This window comes from Streptomyces sp. NPDC020801 (assembly GCF_044334385.1).
Taxonomy (GTDB): domain Bacteria; phylum Actinomycetota; class Actinomycetes; order Streptomycetales; family Streptomycetaceae; genus Streptomyces.
Window position 1 is genome coordinate 13557 of sequence record NZ_JBIRST010000022.1, and the last position, 16375, is coordinate 29931.

10 protein-coding genes are annotated in these 16375 nt (G+C 71.8%); 9 read left to right on the forward strand and 1 reads right to left on the reverse strand.

The genetic code is table 11. The annotated features are described in order from the left end of the window. Positions 1-77 precede the first annotated feature (77 nt). The gene (locus ACH4UM_RS33430) at positions 78-494 is read left to right on the forward strand and encodes an Rv3654c family TadE-like protein (RefSeq protein ID WP_398187695.1); all 417 of its coding nucleotides are present in this window, start codon (positions 78-80) and stop codon (positions 492-494) included. On the opposite strand, the gene ACH4UM_RS33435 is transcribed toward ACH4UM_RS33430, so the two are convergent. Beyond that, complete coding sequence (locus ACH4UM_RS33435; RefSeq protein WP_398187698.1) at positions 491-2959, reverse strand: DEAD/DEAH box helicase; 2469 nt, start codon at positions 2957-2959, stop codon at positions 491-493. The genes ACH4UM_RS33430 and ACH4UM_RS33435 overlap by 4 nt on opposite strands. A gap of 81 nt (positions 2960-3040) precedes the next feature. Between ACH4UM_RS33435 and bldG the strand changes: the two genes are divergently transcribed. The 8 genes from bldG (at position 3041) to tmk (ending at position 16325) form a co-directional block, all read left to right on the forward strand. Then, positions 3041-3382 (forward strand): anti-sigma factor antagonist BldG, encoded by a 342-nt coding sequence (bldG, locus tag ACH4UM_RS33440; RefSeq protein WP_009189842.1) that lies wholly within the window; start codon positions 3041-3043, stop codon positions 3380-3382. 107 nt (positions 3383-3489) lie between these two features. Beyond that, a complete protein-coding gene (locus ACH4UM_RS33445) occupies positions 3490-3921 on the forward strand; it encodes an ATP-binding protein (protein WP_398187702.1) in 432 nt (143 codons plus the stop codon). Between the two features lie 336 nt (positions 3922-4257). Next, a complete protein-coding gene (locus ACH4UM_RS33450; protein ID WP_398187705.1) occupies positions 4258-6663 on the forward strand; it encodes a sodium-translocating pyrophosphatase in 2406 nt (801 codons plus the stop codon). A 195-nt stretch (positions 6664-6858) separates the two neighbouring features. Continuing rightward, on the forward strand, positions 6859-7464 hold the full coding sequence (locus tag ACH4UM_RS33455) for a small secreted protein (RefSeq protein WP_398187708.1): 606 nt from the start codon (positions 6859-6861) through the stop codon (positions 7462-7464). 200 nt (positions 7465-7664) lie between these two features. After that, positions 7665-9194 (forward strand): methyltransferase, encoded by a 1530-nt coding sequence (locus ACH4UM_RS33460; RefSeq protein ID WP_398187711.1) that lies wholly within the window; start codon positions 7665-7667, stop codon positions 9192-9194. Positions 9195-9540: 346 nt separating this feature from the next. Further along, positions 9541-9738, forward strand: a complete 198-nt coding sequence (locus ACH4UM_RS33465) for a hypothetical protein (protein ID WP_398187714.1) — start codon at positions 9541-9543, stop codon at positions 9736-9738. A 245-nt stretch (positions 9739-9983) separates the two neighbouring features. Continuing rightward, entirely contained in the window at positions 9984-12845 is a 2862-nt protein-coding gene (gene topA / locus ACH4UM_RS33470; RefSeq protein ID WP_398187717.1) for a type I DNA topoisomerase, read from the forward strand. Positions 12846-13016: 171 nt separating this feature from the next. After that, on the forward strand, positions 13017-16325 hold the full coding sequence (gene tmk / locus ACH4UM_RS33475; RefSeq protein WP_398187719.1) for a dTMP kinase: 3309 nt from the start codon (positions 13017-13019) through the stop codon (positions 16323-16325). The last annotated feature ends 50 nt before the right edge of the window (positions 16326-16375 follow it).

Below are 16375 nucleotides of genomic sequence, written 5' to 3' on the forward strand. Positions count from 1 at the left end.
GCGCCGTGAGACGCCGCTTCCGGGCGGATCGGCGACGTGCTGTGAGATGCCGCTTCCGGGCGGACTGGCGACGTGCCGTGAGGTGCCGCTTCTCCGAGCGCGACCGTGGCTCCGCCACCGTCTGGAGCGTCGGTGCGATCACCCTGCTGTGCGTGGTGTTCGGCATCGGTCTCGCCCTGGGGCAGGCCGTGGTCACCCGGCACCGCGCGGCCGGGGCCGCCGACCTCGCGGCGCTGGCGGCGGCCGACCACTGGGCCGAGGGCGGCGCCGCGGCCTGCGCCCGGGCGGACCGGGTGGCACGGGCGCAGGACACCCGGCTCCTGCGGTGCGCGATCGTGGGCGACGTCTCGGACGTCACCACGGTTTCGGAGAGAGGACCGTTCTCGGCGCGCGCAAGAGCCAGGGCGGGACCACCGGCAGCCGCGGGTCCGAGGGCACCCCCCGCATCCGCGGGTCCGGCGGTACCCACGGCACCGTTCACTCCGGTGGGCTAAGCCTCCGTCTCCTTTTCCTCGGGGGCTCCCTTCAGCAGCTCCGTCAGCAGACGTACGGCGCCCCGCTTGTGCAGAGGGTCGTTGCCGTTGCCGCATTTGGGGGACTGGATGCAGGACGGGCAGCCGGCATCGCACTCGCAGGAGGCGATGGCCTCGCGGGTGGCGGTGAGCCAGGCGCGGGCGGTGTGGAAGGCACGCTCGGCGAAGCCCGCGCCGCCGGGGTGACCGTCGTAGACGAACACCGTGGGCAGGAGCGTGTCGGGGTGCAGCGGGATGGAGACGCCGCCGATGTCCCAGCGGTCGCAGGTCGCGAACAGCGGCAGCATGCCGATCGAGGCGTGCTCGGCGGCGTGCAGCGCGCCGCCGAGGATCTCCGGGTTGATCCGGGCCCGGTCGAGCTGGTCCTCGGTGACCGTCCACCACACCGCGCGGGTGCGCAGCGTACGCGGAGGGAGGTCGAGCTTCGTCTCACCCAGCACTTCACCGGTGATGACCCGCCGGCGCAGGAAGGAGACCACCTGGTTGGTGACCTCGACGGAGCCGTAGCACAGCCGGCCATCGCCCCAGGGGAGCTCGACGTCCGTCTCCAGGACGGAGATCGACGTCGTGTCGCGGGCGACCGTCGTGTACGGCGGGTTCGCCTCCTCGACCAGGGCGACCGAGTCGTCCAGGTCGAGCGAGCGCACCAGGTAGGTACGGCCCTGGTGCAGGTGGACCGCGCCCTCGTGCACGGTCGTGTGCGCGGCGGCCTCGTCGACCGTGCCGAGCAGCCGTCCCGTTCCTGCCTCGACGATCTGCACGGGGCGTCCGCCCTCGCCGCGGATGTCGGTCAGGTCGGCGGCCCGTTCCCGGCGCGTCCAGTGCCAGGCCCTGGTCCGGCGGCGCAGCAGCTTCGCGGCCTCCAGCTGCGGCAGCAGCTCCGCGCACGCCGGCCCGAACAGCTCGACGTCCTCGTCGGTGAGCGGCAGCTCGGCGGCGGCCGCGCACAGGTGCGGGGCGAGGACGTAGGGGTTGTCGGGGTCCAGGACGGTGGACTCCACCGGCTGGTCGAACAGAGCCTCCGGGTGGTGGACGAGGAAGGTGTCCAGCGGATCGTCGCGGGCGACCAGCACTGCCAGGGCGCCCTGCCCGGCGCGGCCCGCCCGGCCCGCCTGCTGCCACAGGGACGCGCGGGTGCCCGGGTAACCGGCGATCAGTACGGCGTCCAGGCCGGAGACGTCGACGCCGAGCTCCAGGGCGGTCGTCGCGGCCAGGCCCAGCAGCTCGCCGGAGTGCAGGGCGCGTTCCAGGGCGCGGCGCTCCTCGGGGAGGTAGCCACCGCGGTAGGCCGCGACACGCCGGGCCAGTGGCCGGTCGATCTCGGCCAGCCGCTCCTGGGCGATCACCGAGATCAGCTCGGCGCCACGCCGGGAGCGTACGAAGGCGACCGAGCGGACGCCCTGCAGGGTGAGGTCGGCCAGCAGGTCGGCGGTCTCGGCGGTGGCGGTACGCCGGACGGGTGCGCCCTTCTCGCCCTGGAGTTCGGTGAGCGGCGGCTCCCAGAGGGCGAACACCAGTTCACCGCGGGGCGAGGCGTCGTCGGCCACCTCGAGCACGGGCAGGCCGGTGAGTCGGCGGGCCGCCACCGAGGGCTCCGCCGCCGTCGCGGAGGCCAGCAGGAAGACGGGGGAGGCTCCGTAGCGCGCGCACAGGCGGCGCAGCCGGCGCAGGACCTGGGCGACGTGCGAGCCGAAGACGCCCCGGTAGGTGTGGCACTCGTCGATGACCACGTACTTCAGGGACCGCAGGAAGGAGGACCAGCGGGGGTGGGAGGGCAGGATGCCGCGGTGCAGCATGTCGGGGTTGGTGAGGACGTAGTTGGCGTACTGGCGGACCCATTCGCGTTCCTCGACCGGCGTGTCGCCGTCGTACACCGCGGCCCGTACGGCGTTGCCCAGCGGCCGGGCGAGTTCCCGTACCGCGCGGCACTGGTCGGCCGCCAGGGCCTTGGTGGGGGCCAGGTAGAGGGCGGTGGCGCCACGGCCGTTCGGAGCCTCGGAACCGTCCAGGAGCGTGGAGAGCACCGGGACGAGATACGCGAGCGACTTGCCGGACGCCGTACCCGTGGCGACCACCACCGAGTCGCCGTCGAGCGCGTGCTCGGCGGCGCGTGCCTGGTGAGCCCAGGGGTGTTCGATTCCGCAGGCTTGCACGGCGGCGATGACCTCGGAGCGAATCCGGTCGGGCCAGACGGCATGGCGACCCGCCCGCGGGGGCAAGTGCTCCGTATGAGTGATGCGCGCAGCCCGGCTCGGCCCGGAGGCGAGCCGGTCCAGAACCGCGCCCGGTGTCAGGCGGGTTGCGGCGTCCGTCGGGGATCGATCGGATCGGTGATTCTTGGCCATCGGCACCGAGTGTGTCACCGGCGTGACGGACAATGGGGCCAAGGCGTCGTGCACGCCTGCCGGTAAGTGATTGAATGCCATCGCGGCTGGCGAACCGTCCTGGGGGCTTCAAGCCGAGGTGCCCAACGGGCGACCGCTCGATAGCAAGGTGCTGGAGGATCCGTGGACCTGTCCCTGTCGACCCGTACCGTCGGCGATCGTACGGTCGTCGAGGTCGGTGGCGAAATCGACGTATATACCGCGCCCAAGCTGCGCGAGCAGCTGGTCGAGCTGGTGAACGACGGGAATTTCCACCTCGTCGTCGACATGGAGGGCGTGGACTTCCTCGACTCCACCGGTCTCGGCGTCCTGGTCGGCGGTCTGAAGCGAGTGCGTGCCCATGAGGGCTCGCTGCGACTGGTGTGCAACCAGGAGCGCATTCTCAAGATCTTCCGTATCACCGGTCTGACCAAGGTGTTCCCGATCCACACCTCGGTCGACGAAGCGGTGGCGGCCACCGACTGACCGTGGCCCGGGCCGGTGGTGTCCGGGACGGAAGAAGTTCATGCGGGGGACCGGGCTCTCGGTGGCCCGGCCCCTCGACAGCACGCCCGTAGCTCCGAGGGGGATGCATGGCCACCGTCGAACTCCGCTTCAGCGCGCTGCCCGAGCATGTCAGGACCGCCCGGCTGGTGGCGGCAGCGGTGGCACGCAGGGCCGGAGTCGACGAGGCCGTCCTCGACGAGCTGAGGCTCGCCGTCGGCGAGGCCTGCACCCGTGCCGTCGGGCTGCACCAGAGCGGCGGGATCGCGGCGCCGGTGAAGGTGATGCTGATCGAGGACGAGAAACAGTTCTCCATCGAGGTCGGCGACGAGGCCCCGCACGCGCCGCACGGTGCAGGGGACGCCCCCTCGGCCGCGGACGAGGCGGAGGCCGAAGAGGACGAGATGGGCCTCGCGGTCATCAGCGGCCTCGTCGACGACGTGGAGGTCTCGGCGGGGGAACACGGCGGGTTGATCAAGATGACCTGGCCGACCACACCGCCGGCCGTGGTGCTCTCCTAGTCGGCCGCGCACCGCCTGCGCCGAGCCGAACGCACACAGCGACTGTCCCGAAGGGCCCCACCGAGTGGGGCCCTTCGGCATGTCCGCACGGCGCTGACCGGGCATACAGTAGTCATGCAATGATTTCGTGAATTCGTTCACGATCGATAGGCCGATAATGGATCAAGCGTCAATGCTTTTGAGGCATTACCGCTTTCGGGTTCCGTGGCTGCCCGGCGATCATTTGCTGAGGAGCATGTGAAGGCTGATTCCATTTACCGCGCACTGTTTTGATCAGGTTCCGGTACCTACAATCCGTCCACATCTTGAGCTCAGCCCAAGCGTCAAGGAGGACGAATGGCGGGGCTTTCTACCCCTCATCAGTTGGGCCAACCCACAACCTTCGCAGCCGCAGTACTCACCAGCGACAATCGGATCATCGTGGCGGTCATCGGGGCCGTCGCGCTGGCCGCCCTCGTGGTCGCCGGCGTCCTGGTGCGCCAGGTGCTCGCGGCGGGCGAGGGCACCGACAGCATGAAGAAGATCGCGGAAGCGATCCAGGAAGGAGCAAAGGCCTATCTGGGCCGCCAGCTGCGCACCCTCGGCGTATTCGCCGTCGTGGTGTTCTTCCTGCTCATGCTGCTGCCCGCGGACGACTGGAATCAGCGCGCCGGACGCTCGGTGTTCTTCCTGATCGGTGCGGCGTTCTCGGCCGCCACCGGATATATCGGCATGTGGCTCGCCGTGCGCAGCAATGTGCGCGTCGCCGCAGCGGCCCGGGAAGCGACTCCGGCGGAAGGCGAGCCGGAAAAGGATCTCACCACCGTCTCGCACAAAGCCATGAAGATCGCTTTCCGCACGGGCGGCGTCGTCGGCATGTTCACGGTGGGGCTCGGCCTGCTGGGCGCCTCCTGCGTGGTGCTGGTGTACGCGGCCGACGCGCCGAGGGTGCTGGAAGGATTCGGCCTCGGCGCGGCGCTGATCGCGATGTTCATGCGAGTCGGTGGCGGCATCTTCACCAAGGCCGCCGACGTCGGCGCCGACCTGGTCGGCAAGGTCGAACAGGGCATTCCGGAGGACGATCCGCGCAATGCCGCGACCATCGCGGACAACGTGGGCGACAACGTCGGCGACTGCGCGGGCATGGCGGCCGACCTCTTCGAGTCGTATGCCGTGACCCTGGTCGCCGCGCTGATCCTCGGAAAGGCCGCCTTCGGCAACGACGGGCTCGCCTTCCCGCTGCTGGTGCCGGCCATCGGCGTGATCACCGCGATGATCGGCATCTTCGCGGTGGCGCCGCGCCGCGCCGACCGGAGCGGCATGAGCGCGATCAACCGCGGCTTCTTCATCTCCGCGGTGATCTCGCTCGCGCTGGTCGCGGTCGCCGTCTACACCTATCTGCCCTCCACCTACGCCGGTCTGACCGGGGTCACCGACCTGGCGATCCGGGGCAAGGACGGCGATCCGCGCATCCTCGCGCTGGTCGCCGTGGCGATCGGCATCCTGCTGGCCGCCGTGATCCAGCAGCTGACCGGCTACTTCACCGAGACCAACCGGCGTCCCGTACGGGACATCGGCAAGACCTCGCTCACCGGCCCGGCCACCGTCATCCTCGCCGGTGTCTCGGTCGGTCTGGAGTCGGCCGTCTACACCGCCTTGCTGATCGGCCTCGGCGTGTACGGGGCGTTCCTGCTCGGCGGTACGTCGATCATGCTGGCGCTGTTCGCGGTGGCGCTTGCCGGCACCGGCCTGCTCACCACGGTCGGCGTGATCGTCGCCATGGACACCTTCGGTCCGGTCTCCGACAACGCCCAGGGCATCGCCGAGATGTCCGGTGACGTCCGGGGCGCCGGCGCGCAGGTGCTCACCAACCTGGACGCGGTGGGCAACACCACCAAGGCCATCACCAAGGGCATCGCCATCGCCACCGCCGTGCTGGCGGCGTCGGCGCTCTTCGGCTCGTACCGTGACGCGATCACGACCGGTGCCCAGGACGTCGGCGAGAGACTGTCCGGCCCGGGCGCACCGATGACCCTGATCATGGACATCTCCCAGCCCAACAACCTGGTCGGCCTCATCGCCGGCGCGGCGGTCGTCTTCCTCTTCTCGGGGCTGGCGATCAACGCGGTGTCGCGGTCGGCGGGTTCGGTGGTCTTCGAGGTGCGGCGGCAGTTCCGTGAGAAGCCCGGGATCATGGACTTCAGCGAGAAGCCGGAGTACGGCAAGGTCGTCGACATCTGCACCAAGGACGCCCTGCGCGAGCTGGCCACGCCCGGACTGCTCGCCGTGATGGCGCCGATCTTCATCGGGTTCACGCTCGGCGTCGGCGCGCTCGGCGCCTACCTCGCGGGCGCGATCGGCGCGGGCACGCTGATGGCGGTGTTCCTCGCCAACTCCGGCGGCGCCTGGGACAACGCCAAGAAGCTGGTCGAGGACGGCCATCACGGCGGCAAGGGCAGCGAGGCCCACGCCGCCACGGTCATCGGAGACACGGTCGGCGACCCCTTCAAGGACACGGCCGGTCCCGCGATCAACCCGCTGCTGAAGGTGATGAACCTGGTGTCGCTGCTCATCGCGCCCGCGGTCATCAAGTTCAGCTACGGCGACGACAAGAACCTCGGCGTACGGATCGCGATCGCGGTCCTCGCGCTGGTCGTCATCGTCAGCGCGGTCTACATCTCCAAGCGGCGCGGAATCGCCGTGGGTGACGAAGACAACGCCGAGCGGGTGTCCAAGCCGATCGATCCTGCGGTGGTTTCGTAGGCGGTCTTACTTCGGGTCCAGCTCAAGAGGCGGGCGGGCGGCGTGCAGGACGCGCTGCCCGCCCGCTGTGTGTGCGGGTGCGCCCACTCCGTGAGCCTTCTCTCGCTTGGTGCAAATGGCTGCAAGACCCCCCATACAGGGCGTTCGGCTCCCGGTTGTCGCCCATACGGCGTGTATGTTCCGGGGCCGAGAGCCATGGAAGGGACCAAACCGGTGAACAAGAAGCTCGCGGCCGCACTGTCCGGCGGTGCGGTACTGGGACTGGCACTGACGGGATGCAGCAGCAACAGCGCCGACAACAAGAACGACGCGCTGAACACCTGGGCCAAGCAGGTGTGCGACGCGGTGCAGCCGCAGGCGAAGAAGATCGAGGCCGCCAGCGCCGCGATCCAGAAGCAGACCTCGGACAACAGCCCGACGACGGCGGTGCAGAAGACCGACGCGCAGGCCTTCCAGGACATGTCCGACGCCTACAAGGCGATCGGCGCCGCCGTCAGCAGGGCCGGTGCCCCCAACGTGGACAACGGCCGGAAGAAGCAGCAGGACGCGGTCAAGGAGCTCAACGACCTCAGCGCCTCGTACGTCTCCCTGAAGCAGCAGGTGGACAAGCTGAACACCAAGGACCAGGCCAAGTTCGCGGACGGCCTCAAGGGCATCGCCACCCAGCTGGACAAGCTGAGCAAGACCGGCAGCGACGCCCTGAAGAACCTGGAGGAGGGTGACGTCGGCAAGGCGATGGCCCAGCAGCCGAGCTGCAAGTCGGCGTCCGCGTCCGCTTCCGCCCCGGCGGCGAACGGCTGACGGGCGGGTCGGTGAACGGCTGACGGGCGGGTCGGTGAACGGCTGACGGGCAGGTCGGTGAACCGCTGACGGGCAGGTCGGTGAACCGCTGATGGGCGTGTCGGTGAACCGCCGACGCGCAGGCGCCGAACGGCCGGCCGGCGCGGGACGGCCGAAAGCGCGCGGCAAGCGCGCGTGCGATGTCGGTCCGAGCCGACACAATGGGGGACGTGAGTGACTCCCGCCTGACCGCCCTGCCCGCCGCCGATCGCCCGGACGTCGCCGCCCGGCTCCGACAGGCGCTGCTCGGCGCCTCCTTCACCGCCGACGGACTGCTCGAGCTGCTGGGCGCGCCCGCGTACGCGGCGCTGGCCCGCAGCGAGACCGTGCCCGCGCTGCGGGCCACGCGCGGGGACACGCCGCTGGAGATGCTCGTGCGGCTGTTCCTGTTGCAGCAGCCCGTGCCGCACGCGCGCGTGGCGGACGTCCTGCCCGTCGAGACGTGCCTGGAGACCGGCTGGCTGGTGCGCGTCGGCGGAGACGAACTCGCCGCGACCGTGGACGTCCGGCCGTACGGCGGACTCGACGGCGAGGACTGGTTCATCGTGTCCGACCTGGGTTGCGCGGTCGGCGGCGCGAGCGGCATCGGCAGCCGTGAGCAGGGCGTCGTCCTCGGCGTCGGCGGCGCCTCCACGACGCTGGCCGGCATCACGGTCCGTACGCCCGTCGGCTCCGCTCTGGACCTCGGCACCGGCTCGGGCATCCAGGCCCTGCACGCCGGCCGGCACGCGACGCGCGTGACCGCGACCGACGTCAACCCACGCGCGCTGCACATCACCGCGCTCACGCTGGCCCTGTCCGGAGCCCCGGCCGCGGATCTGCGCGAGGGCTCGCTGTTCGAGCCGATCCGCGACGACGAGAAGTTCGACCTGATCGTGTCGAACCCGCCCTTCGTGATCTCCCCCGGTGCCCGGCTCACCTACCGCGACGGCGGGATGGGCGGGGACGACCTGTGCCGCACCCTCGTCCAGCAGGCGGGGGAGCGGCTGAACAGGGGCGGGTTCGCGCAGTTCCTCGCCAACTGGCAGCACGTGGAGGGGGAGGACTGGCAGGACAGGCTCAGGTCCTGGGTGCCCCGCGGGTGCGACGCCTGGATCGTGCAGCGCGAGGTGCAGGACGTCACGCAGTACGCCGAGCTGTGGCTCAGGGACGCCGGCGACCACCGCGACGACCCGGCCAAGTACCAGGCGCGGTACGACGCGTGGCTGGAGGAGTTCGAGGCGCGGAAGGTGAGGGCCGTGGGCTTCGGCTGGATCACCCTGCGCAGAACCGGGGCCGCCGTGCCCTCGGTCACCGTGGAGGAGTGGCCGCACGCGATCGAGCAGCCGCTCGGCGACACGGTCCGGGCGCACTTCGCACGCCTCGACTACCTGCGGAACCACGACGACGCGGCCCTGCTCGACGCGCACTTCCGGCTCGTCCGCGAGGTCGTGCAGGAGCAGGTCGGTCTGCCCGGCGCCGAGGACCCGGAGCACGTCGTGCTGCGCCAGCACCGCGGGATGCGCCGCGCCACCGCGGTCGACACCGTCGGCGCGGGCTTCGCCGGCGTCTGTGACGGCACGCTGAGCGCCGGCCGCATCCTGGACGCCATCGCCCAGCTGATGGGCGAGGACCCGGTGCTGCTGCGCGACCGTACGCCCGCGCAGATCCGGCTCCTGGTGGAGCAGGGGTTCCTCGAGCCGGCGGACTGACCCTGGCGCCGAGGGGCGGCCGGGTCGGTCCGCTCCCCGTCGGGTCGGTCCGGCCCCTGCCGGGACGTCGCGCCCCCTCGGGTCGGGCCCCCTCGGGTCGGGCCCCCTCGGGTCGGGCCCCCTCGGGTCGGGCCCCCTCGGGTCGTGGAGCCCCGTCGGTCGGGTCGGCCCCGTCTTCTTCGACTATTTTTCGGTCATGTGTTCCATGATCGCCGAGGTGGCGGGCGTCCGCCGGGCATGACGGCGCGGATGCGGTCCGCCTGGCGTTCACCCGGGGTTGGCCCGGCCGTCGTCCGTGGGTGCCAGCCTCCCGCACCGGGGTATCCGGCAAGGGGAGGGGACGTACATGGAGAGCGGACCGGCGATCTTCACAGGATCGGTGTTCGCCCTGTTCGGAGCGGCTCTGCTGGGGTGGACGGCGGTCCGGGTGCGGCACCGCGAACCCGTCGCCCTCGGCGCCCACCGGGTCGCGTCGGCCACCGTCGCGACGGCCGCCGCCCTGGTGGCCCTGGCCCTCGGCGCGTGGTGCTTCACGCACCTGTGACAGTCGCCACGGTGCCCGGGTTCCGGTAACTGAAAGATTACCCTCCGCATCGGCTCGAAAGGGCTGGTGGGCACTCCGGGCGGCAGGAAGGGCGGTAGTCGGGTTACCGTTCGAGTGGCCGTTGCGGGCTTTTCCCGTTTGACACGGGGGCGGGATGTACCGTCACACTCCGCAGCGTCAGCACGACCCCACCCCGGGAGACCAAGCCCGGGGAGACCCAGCGCCGACCGGAGAGAAGAGCGAAGTTGTCCCCGACCAGCGAGACCGCACAGGGCGGCCGCCGACTCGTCATCGTCGAGTCGCCTGCCAAGGCGAAGACGATCAAGGGCTACCTCGGCCCCGGCTACGTGGTCGAAGCGAGCGTCGGGCACATCCGCGACCTTCCGAACGGGGCCGCGGAGGTCCCCGAGAAGTACACCGGCGAGGTCCGCCGCCTCGGTGTGGACGTAGAACACGACTTCCAGCCGATCTATGTGATCAACGCGGACAAGAAGGCCCAGGTCAAGAAGCTCAAGGACCTGCTGAAGGACTCCGACGAGCTCTTCCTCGCGACCGACGAGGACCGCGAGGGCGAGGCCATCGCCTGGCATCTGCAGGAAGTGCTCAAGCCGAAGATCCCGGTCAAGCGGATGGTCTTCCACGAGATCACCAAGGACGCCATCCGGGAGGCGGTCGCCAACCCGCGCCAGCTCAACCAGAGGCTGGTCGACGCCCAGGAGACCCGCCGCATCCTCGACCGTCTCTACGGCTACGAGGTCTCTCCGGTGCTGTGGAAGAAGGTCATGCCGCGGCTGTCGGCGGGCCGTGTCCAGTCGGTGGCGACCCGGCTCGTGGTCGAGCGGGAACGCGAGCGCATGGCGTTCCGTTCCGCCGAGTACTGGGACCTGACGGGCACCTTCGCGACCGGCCGCGCGGGGGACCCCTCCGACCCGTCGTCCCTGGTCGCCCGGCTGCAGGCCGTCGACGGCCGGCGTGTCGCGCAGGGCCGCGACTTCGACTCCCTGGGGCAGCTCAAGAGCGCGAACACCCTCCACCTCGACGAGGCGAACGCCCGCGCCCTGGCCGCCGCCCTGGAGAACACGCGGTTCTCCGTCCGGTCCGTCGAGTCCAAGCCGTACCGCCGCTCGCCGTACGCCCCGTTCCGTACGACGACGCTGCAGCAGGAGGCGAGCCGCAAGCTCGGCTTCGGTGCGAAGGCGACCATGCAGATCGCGCAGAAGCTGTACGAGAACGGCTACATCACGTACATGCGTACGGACTCCACGACCCTGAGTGACACGGCGATCTCCGCCGCCCGCGCCCAGGTCACGCAGCTGTACGGCGCCGACTACCTGCCGCCGCAGCCGCGTACGTACGCCGCGAAGGTCAAGAACGCGCAGGAGGCGCACGAGGCGATCCGCCCCTCGGGCGATCGTTTCCGCACCCCGGCCGAGACCGGACTGACCGGCGACCAGTTCAAGCTCTACGAGCTGATCTGGAAGCGCACGGTCGCCTCCCAGATGAAGGACGCGACCGGCAACTCCGTCACGGTGAGGATCGGCGGCCAGGCCGCCGACGGCCGGGACGTCGAGTTCAGCGCGTCCGGCAAGACGATCACCTTCCACGGATTCCTCAAGGCGTACGTCGAGGGCGCCGACGACCCGAACGCCGAGCTCGACGACCGCGAGCGCCGACTGCCCCAGGTGAGCCAGGGCGACGCGCTGGCGGCCGAGGAGATCACGGTCGACGGGCACGCCACCAAGCCCCCGGCCCGCTACACCGAGGCCAGCCTGGTCAAGGAGCTCGAAGAGCGCGAGATCGGCCGCCCGTCGACGTACGCGTCGATCATCGGCACGATCCTCGACCGCGGCTATGTGTTCAAGAAGGGCACGGCGCTCGTGCCGTCCTTCCTGTCCTTCGCCGTGGTGAACCTTCTGGAGAAGCACTTCGGGCGGCTGGTCGACTACGACTTCACCGCCAGGATGGAGGACGACCTCGACCGCATCGCGCGCGGCGAGGCCAGGGCCGTGCCGTGGCTGAAGCGGTTCTACTTCGGCGAGGCAGTGCCCGGCAGTGGCTTCGCCACGGGGGGCGGGGGCGGCGCCGCCGACGCCGGCAACGGCGACGGGGACCACCTCGGCGGCCTCAAGGAGCTGGTGACCGACCTCGGCGCCATCGACGCCCGCGAGGTGTCCTCGTTCCCGGTCGGCAACGACATCGTGTTGCGGGTCGGCCGCTACGGCCCGTACATCGAGCGCGGCGAGAAGGACACCGAGCAGCACCAGCGTGCCGACATCCCGACCGACCTGGCGCCCGACGAGCTGACCGTCGAGCTCGCCGAGGAACTGCTCGCCAAGCCGAGCGGCGACTTCGAGCTCGGTGCCGACCCGGCCACCGGCCACACGATCGTCGCCAAGGACGGCCGCTACGGCCCGTACGTCACCGAGGTGCTCCCCGAGGGCACTCCGAAGACGGGCAAGAACGCGGTCAAGCCGCGCACGGCCTCGCTCTTCAAGTCGATGTCCCTGGACACGGTGACCCTGGACGACGCGCTGAAGCTGATGTCGCTGCCCCGCGTCGTCGGCACCGACGCCGACGGGCAGGAGATCACCGCGCAGAACGGCCGCTACGGCCCGTACCTGAAGAAGGGCACGGACTCGCGGTCGCTGCAGTCCGAGGACCAGCTCTTCACGATCACGCTGGAAGAGGCGCAGGCGATCTACGCCCAGCCCAAGCAGCGGGGTCGCGCGGCCGCCAAGCCGCCGTTGAAGGAGCTGGGCGAGGACCCGGTCAGCGGCAAGCCGGTCGTGGTCAAGGACGGGCGCTTCGGCCCGTACGTCACCGACGGCGAGACCAACGCCACCCTGCGCTCGGGTGACAGCGTCGAGACGATCACCCCCGAGCGTGGGTTCGAACTGCTCGCGGAGAAGCGTGCCAAGGCGCCCGCCAAGAAGACCGCGAAGAAGGCGTCGGCCAAGAAGACGACGGCGAAGAAGACGGCGTCCACGGCGGCGAAGAAGACCGCCGCGAAGAAGACGACCACCGCCAGGAAGACGGCCGCCAAGGCCACGACGGCCAAGAAGGCCGCCGCGAAGAAGGCGACGGCCGCCAAGGCGACGGAGGGCTGAGCGCGCCGCGCTGCGGGGTCCCGGCCCGCCTGGCCGGTCCCGCACGGCGGCCCCGCCCGTCCTTCACGGCTCGAGCGCAATACGAACACCCCGGCATCACTTTGGTGTCGGGGCGTGCGCGCGTTCGGACGGTCATCACCCGCTGTCGGTGCGTCCCGATAGGCTGAACGCATGACGCGAGCCGAGCAGCCAACGGCCCACCCCATCGCCCCCGACGCCACGCTGGTCGCGGATTCCCGCGAGCGCGCCGTCCGCGCGCTGTTGCGCCGGCCGCAGTTGAAGCGGCTGTGGAGCGCGCAGCTGGTGGGCGGCATCGGAGACACCCTCGCGCTCCTCGTGCTGGTCCTGCTCGCCCTCCAGGCGGCGATCGCCGAAGGCTCCTTCGGCGGTGGCTACCGAGGGGTGGCGTTCGCGGTGGCGGCCGTCTTCGGGGCGCGCATCCTGGCGACCGTGCTCTTCGGCGCGGTCCTCCTCGGCCCGCTCACCTCGCTCACCTCCCAGGAGGGGCCGCTCGACCGCCGCTGGACCATGGTCGGTGCGGACGGTGTGCGGGCGGCGCTGCTGATCGTCGCGCCGCTGTGGATCGACTGGACACCGGACGACGCCCTGGCCTTCCTCCTGGTCACCGTCTTCGTGGCCGGGGTCGCCGAGCGGTTCTGGACGGTGTGCCGGGAGAGCGCGGCCCCCGCGCTGCTGCCGGCCCCGCCTCCGGAGGGCGCCACGGTGCGTCCACTGCCCGACCACATGGACGCCCTGCGCCGGCTGTCGCTGCGGACGAACTTCGTGGCGATCCCGCTGGCGGCCGCCGCCCTGGTCGCCGCGTCCCTGTTCAACAACCTCCTGGGCACCGGCATCGACTGGTTCGACCAGCACCAGGCGGCCCTCGGCGCGTACGTCGCGGCCGGCCTGTTCGCCGCGTCCCTGTCCGTGCTGACCTACCTGGAGCTGCCCGGCACGCGCACCCCGCGCGCGCGGTCGCCGCTGGAGGGACTGCGCCGCCCCAAGACCGGCACCGGCGTCGACAAGGGCCGTACGGGGGCCATCCCGCTGCTCGTGCTCGCCTCCGCGTCCGTCGCGGGGGCGATCGCCGCCGCGGTCTCCGTCTGCGCGTTGCACGCCAAGGACCTGGGCGGCGGCCCGGTGCTGTACGGGCTGGCGGTGCTCGCTCTGACCGGCGGGGTCGTCGTCGGCATCCGTACGGCACCCAGGGCGCTCGTGTCGCTGTCGCGGCGCCGGCTGCTGGCGCTGGCCATCGCCCTCACCGGTGTCGCGCTGCTCGCCGCCGGGCTCGTCCCGGACGTCACCACCGTTCTGCTGATCCTCGCGCTGGCCGGCGCCGGCGCGGGCGTGGCCGCCAACACGGGGCACGCGCTGCTCGACCAGGAGGCCGAGGACTACCGCCGGCCGCGCATGACCGAGCACCTGCACGCGGTGGTGCGCGTCTTCGTGGCGCTGGGCGCCGTGCTCGCGCCGGTGGTCGCGGCCGGGATCGGCCCGCACCGGCTGGAGAACGGCCGGTTCGTGTTCGCGCACGGCGGCGCCGCCTTCACGCTGATGCTGGTCGGTGCGCTGCTGCTGCCGGTGGCCGCGCTGGTGCTCGCCAAGGTCGACGACCGCTCCGGCGTACCGCTGCGGCAGGACCTGGTCGACGCCCTGCGCGGCGGCGACGACCCGGTGACCGCACCGGCGGCGTCCGGCTTCTTCATCGCCCTGGAGGGCGGTGACGGGGCCGGGAAGTCCACGCAGGCCGAGGCGCTCGCCGACTGGATCAGGGCCAAGGGCCACGAGGTCGTCCTCACGCGTGAGCCGGGCGCCACGCCGGTCGGCAAGCGGCTGCGGTCGATCCTGCTGGACGTGTCCTCGCAGGGACTGTCGCACCGCGCGGAGGCGCTGCTGTACGCCGCCGACCGCGCGGAGCACGTCGACACGGTCGTACGGCCCGCGCTGGAGCGGGGCGCCGTGGTGATCACGGACCGGTACGTCGACTCCTCGGTCGCCTACCAGGGCGCCGGCCGTGACCTGTCCCCGACCGAGATCGCACGGATCTCGCGCTGGGCGACCAACGGGCTGGTGCCGCATCTCACAGTCCTGCTGGACGTCTCCCCGGAGACCGCCCGCGAGCGGTTCACGGAGGCACCCGACCGCCTGGAGTCGGAGCCCGCCGAGTTCCACGCGCGTGTGCGGTCCGGTTTCCTGACGCTGGCCGCCGCCGACCCCGGCCGGTACCTCGTGGTGGACGCCGGCCAGGAGCCCGAGTCGGTGACCACGGTCGTCAGGCACCGCCTCGACCAGATGCTGCCGCTGTCCGAGGCCGAGCTGAAGGCCCAGGAGGAGGCGCGGCGCAAGGCCGAGGAGGAGGCGCGGCGCAAGGCGGAGGAGGAGGCCCGCAGGAAGGCCGAGGAGGAGCGCCTGGAGCGCGAGCGCCAGGAACAGCTCGCCCGGCTGCGTGCCGAGGAGGAGGAGCGCAAGCGGCGCGAACTGGAGGAGGCGCAGCGGCGCGAGGCCGAGCGGCAGGCCGAGGAGGCCCGGCAGCGCGCCGAGGAATCGCGCCGGCGGGCGGAGGAGGAGCAGGCCCGGCTGCTCGCCGAGGAGCAGGCCCGGGCCGAGGCCGAGGCCCGGCGCAAGGCCGAGGAGGAGCGGCGCCGCAAGCAGGCCGAGGAGGAGGCCCGGCTGCGCGCCGAGGCCGAGGCGCGGCGCCTGGAGAAGCAGCAGAAGGCCGAGGAGGCGCTGCTGCGGGCCGAGGAGGCCCGGCGGGCCGCGGAACAAGCGGCGGCCACCGCACAGGCGGGCCCCAGGCCCACGGCACCCGCGGCCGCGGCGGTACCGCCGGACGCTTCGACCGTGCCGACCCCCGTGGTCGCGCCGACGAACGCGTCGGGCGGCCCGGCGGACGAGACGGCCGTACTGCCGCCGGTGCGCGACGAGCGGGAACAGCGGGGCGAGCGGGGCGACGAACGGTCGCCGGGCCGCCCCTCGCGCGGACCGTCCGGTGCCGCCTCCGGGAGCTCGAGTGCTCCCGCGCGGGAGGTCTCTCGCGGGAGCGGGGAGTCCGCGTCCGAGGTCACGGCCAAGCTGCCCAAGCCACCGGTGCCCCCGGTCCCGCCGGGGGCCGCGGACGAGACTGCCGTACTGCCGCCGGTGCAGCCGGCCGGGGCCGTCGACGAGACTGCCGTACTGCCGCCTGTGCGGGATGAGACTCCCGCGGACCGGGTCCCTCCGGGCCTCTTCCGGGACGAGCGGTCCGCGTCCGCCCGGCCCGACGGCTCCGACGACCGCACGCGCGAGCTGCCGCAGGTCGACGCCGACTCAGGCGCACGACGACGCCCCCGCCCGGACTGGGCCGAGGAGACGCCGCTGGACGACCTGCCGACACTGGCGGACGAACTGCTGGGCCCGCGCGAGGACGACGAGGAGTTCGACGACGACCACGGCGGCGGAGGCGGGCGTGGCCGGGGCCGGGGACGGGGCCGCAAGGGTTGAGCCCGGGCCGCAGGGGCTGAGCCCGGGCCGCGGGCACTGAGCCCCGGTGG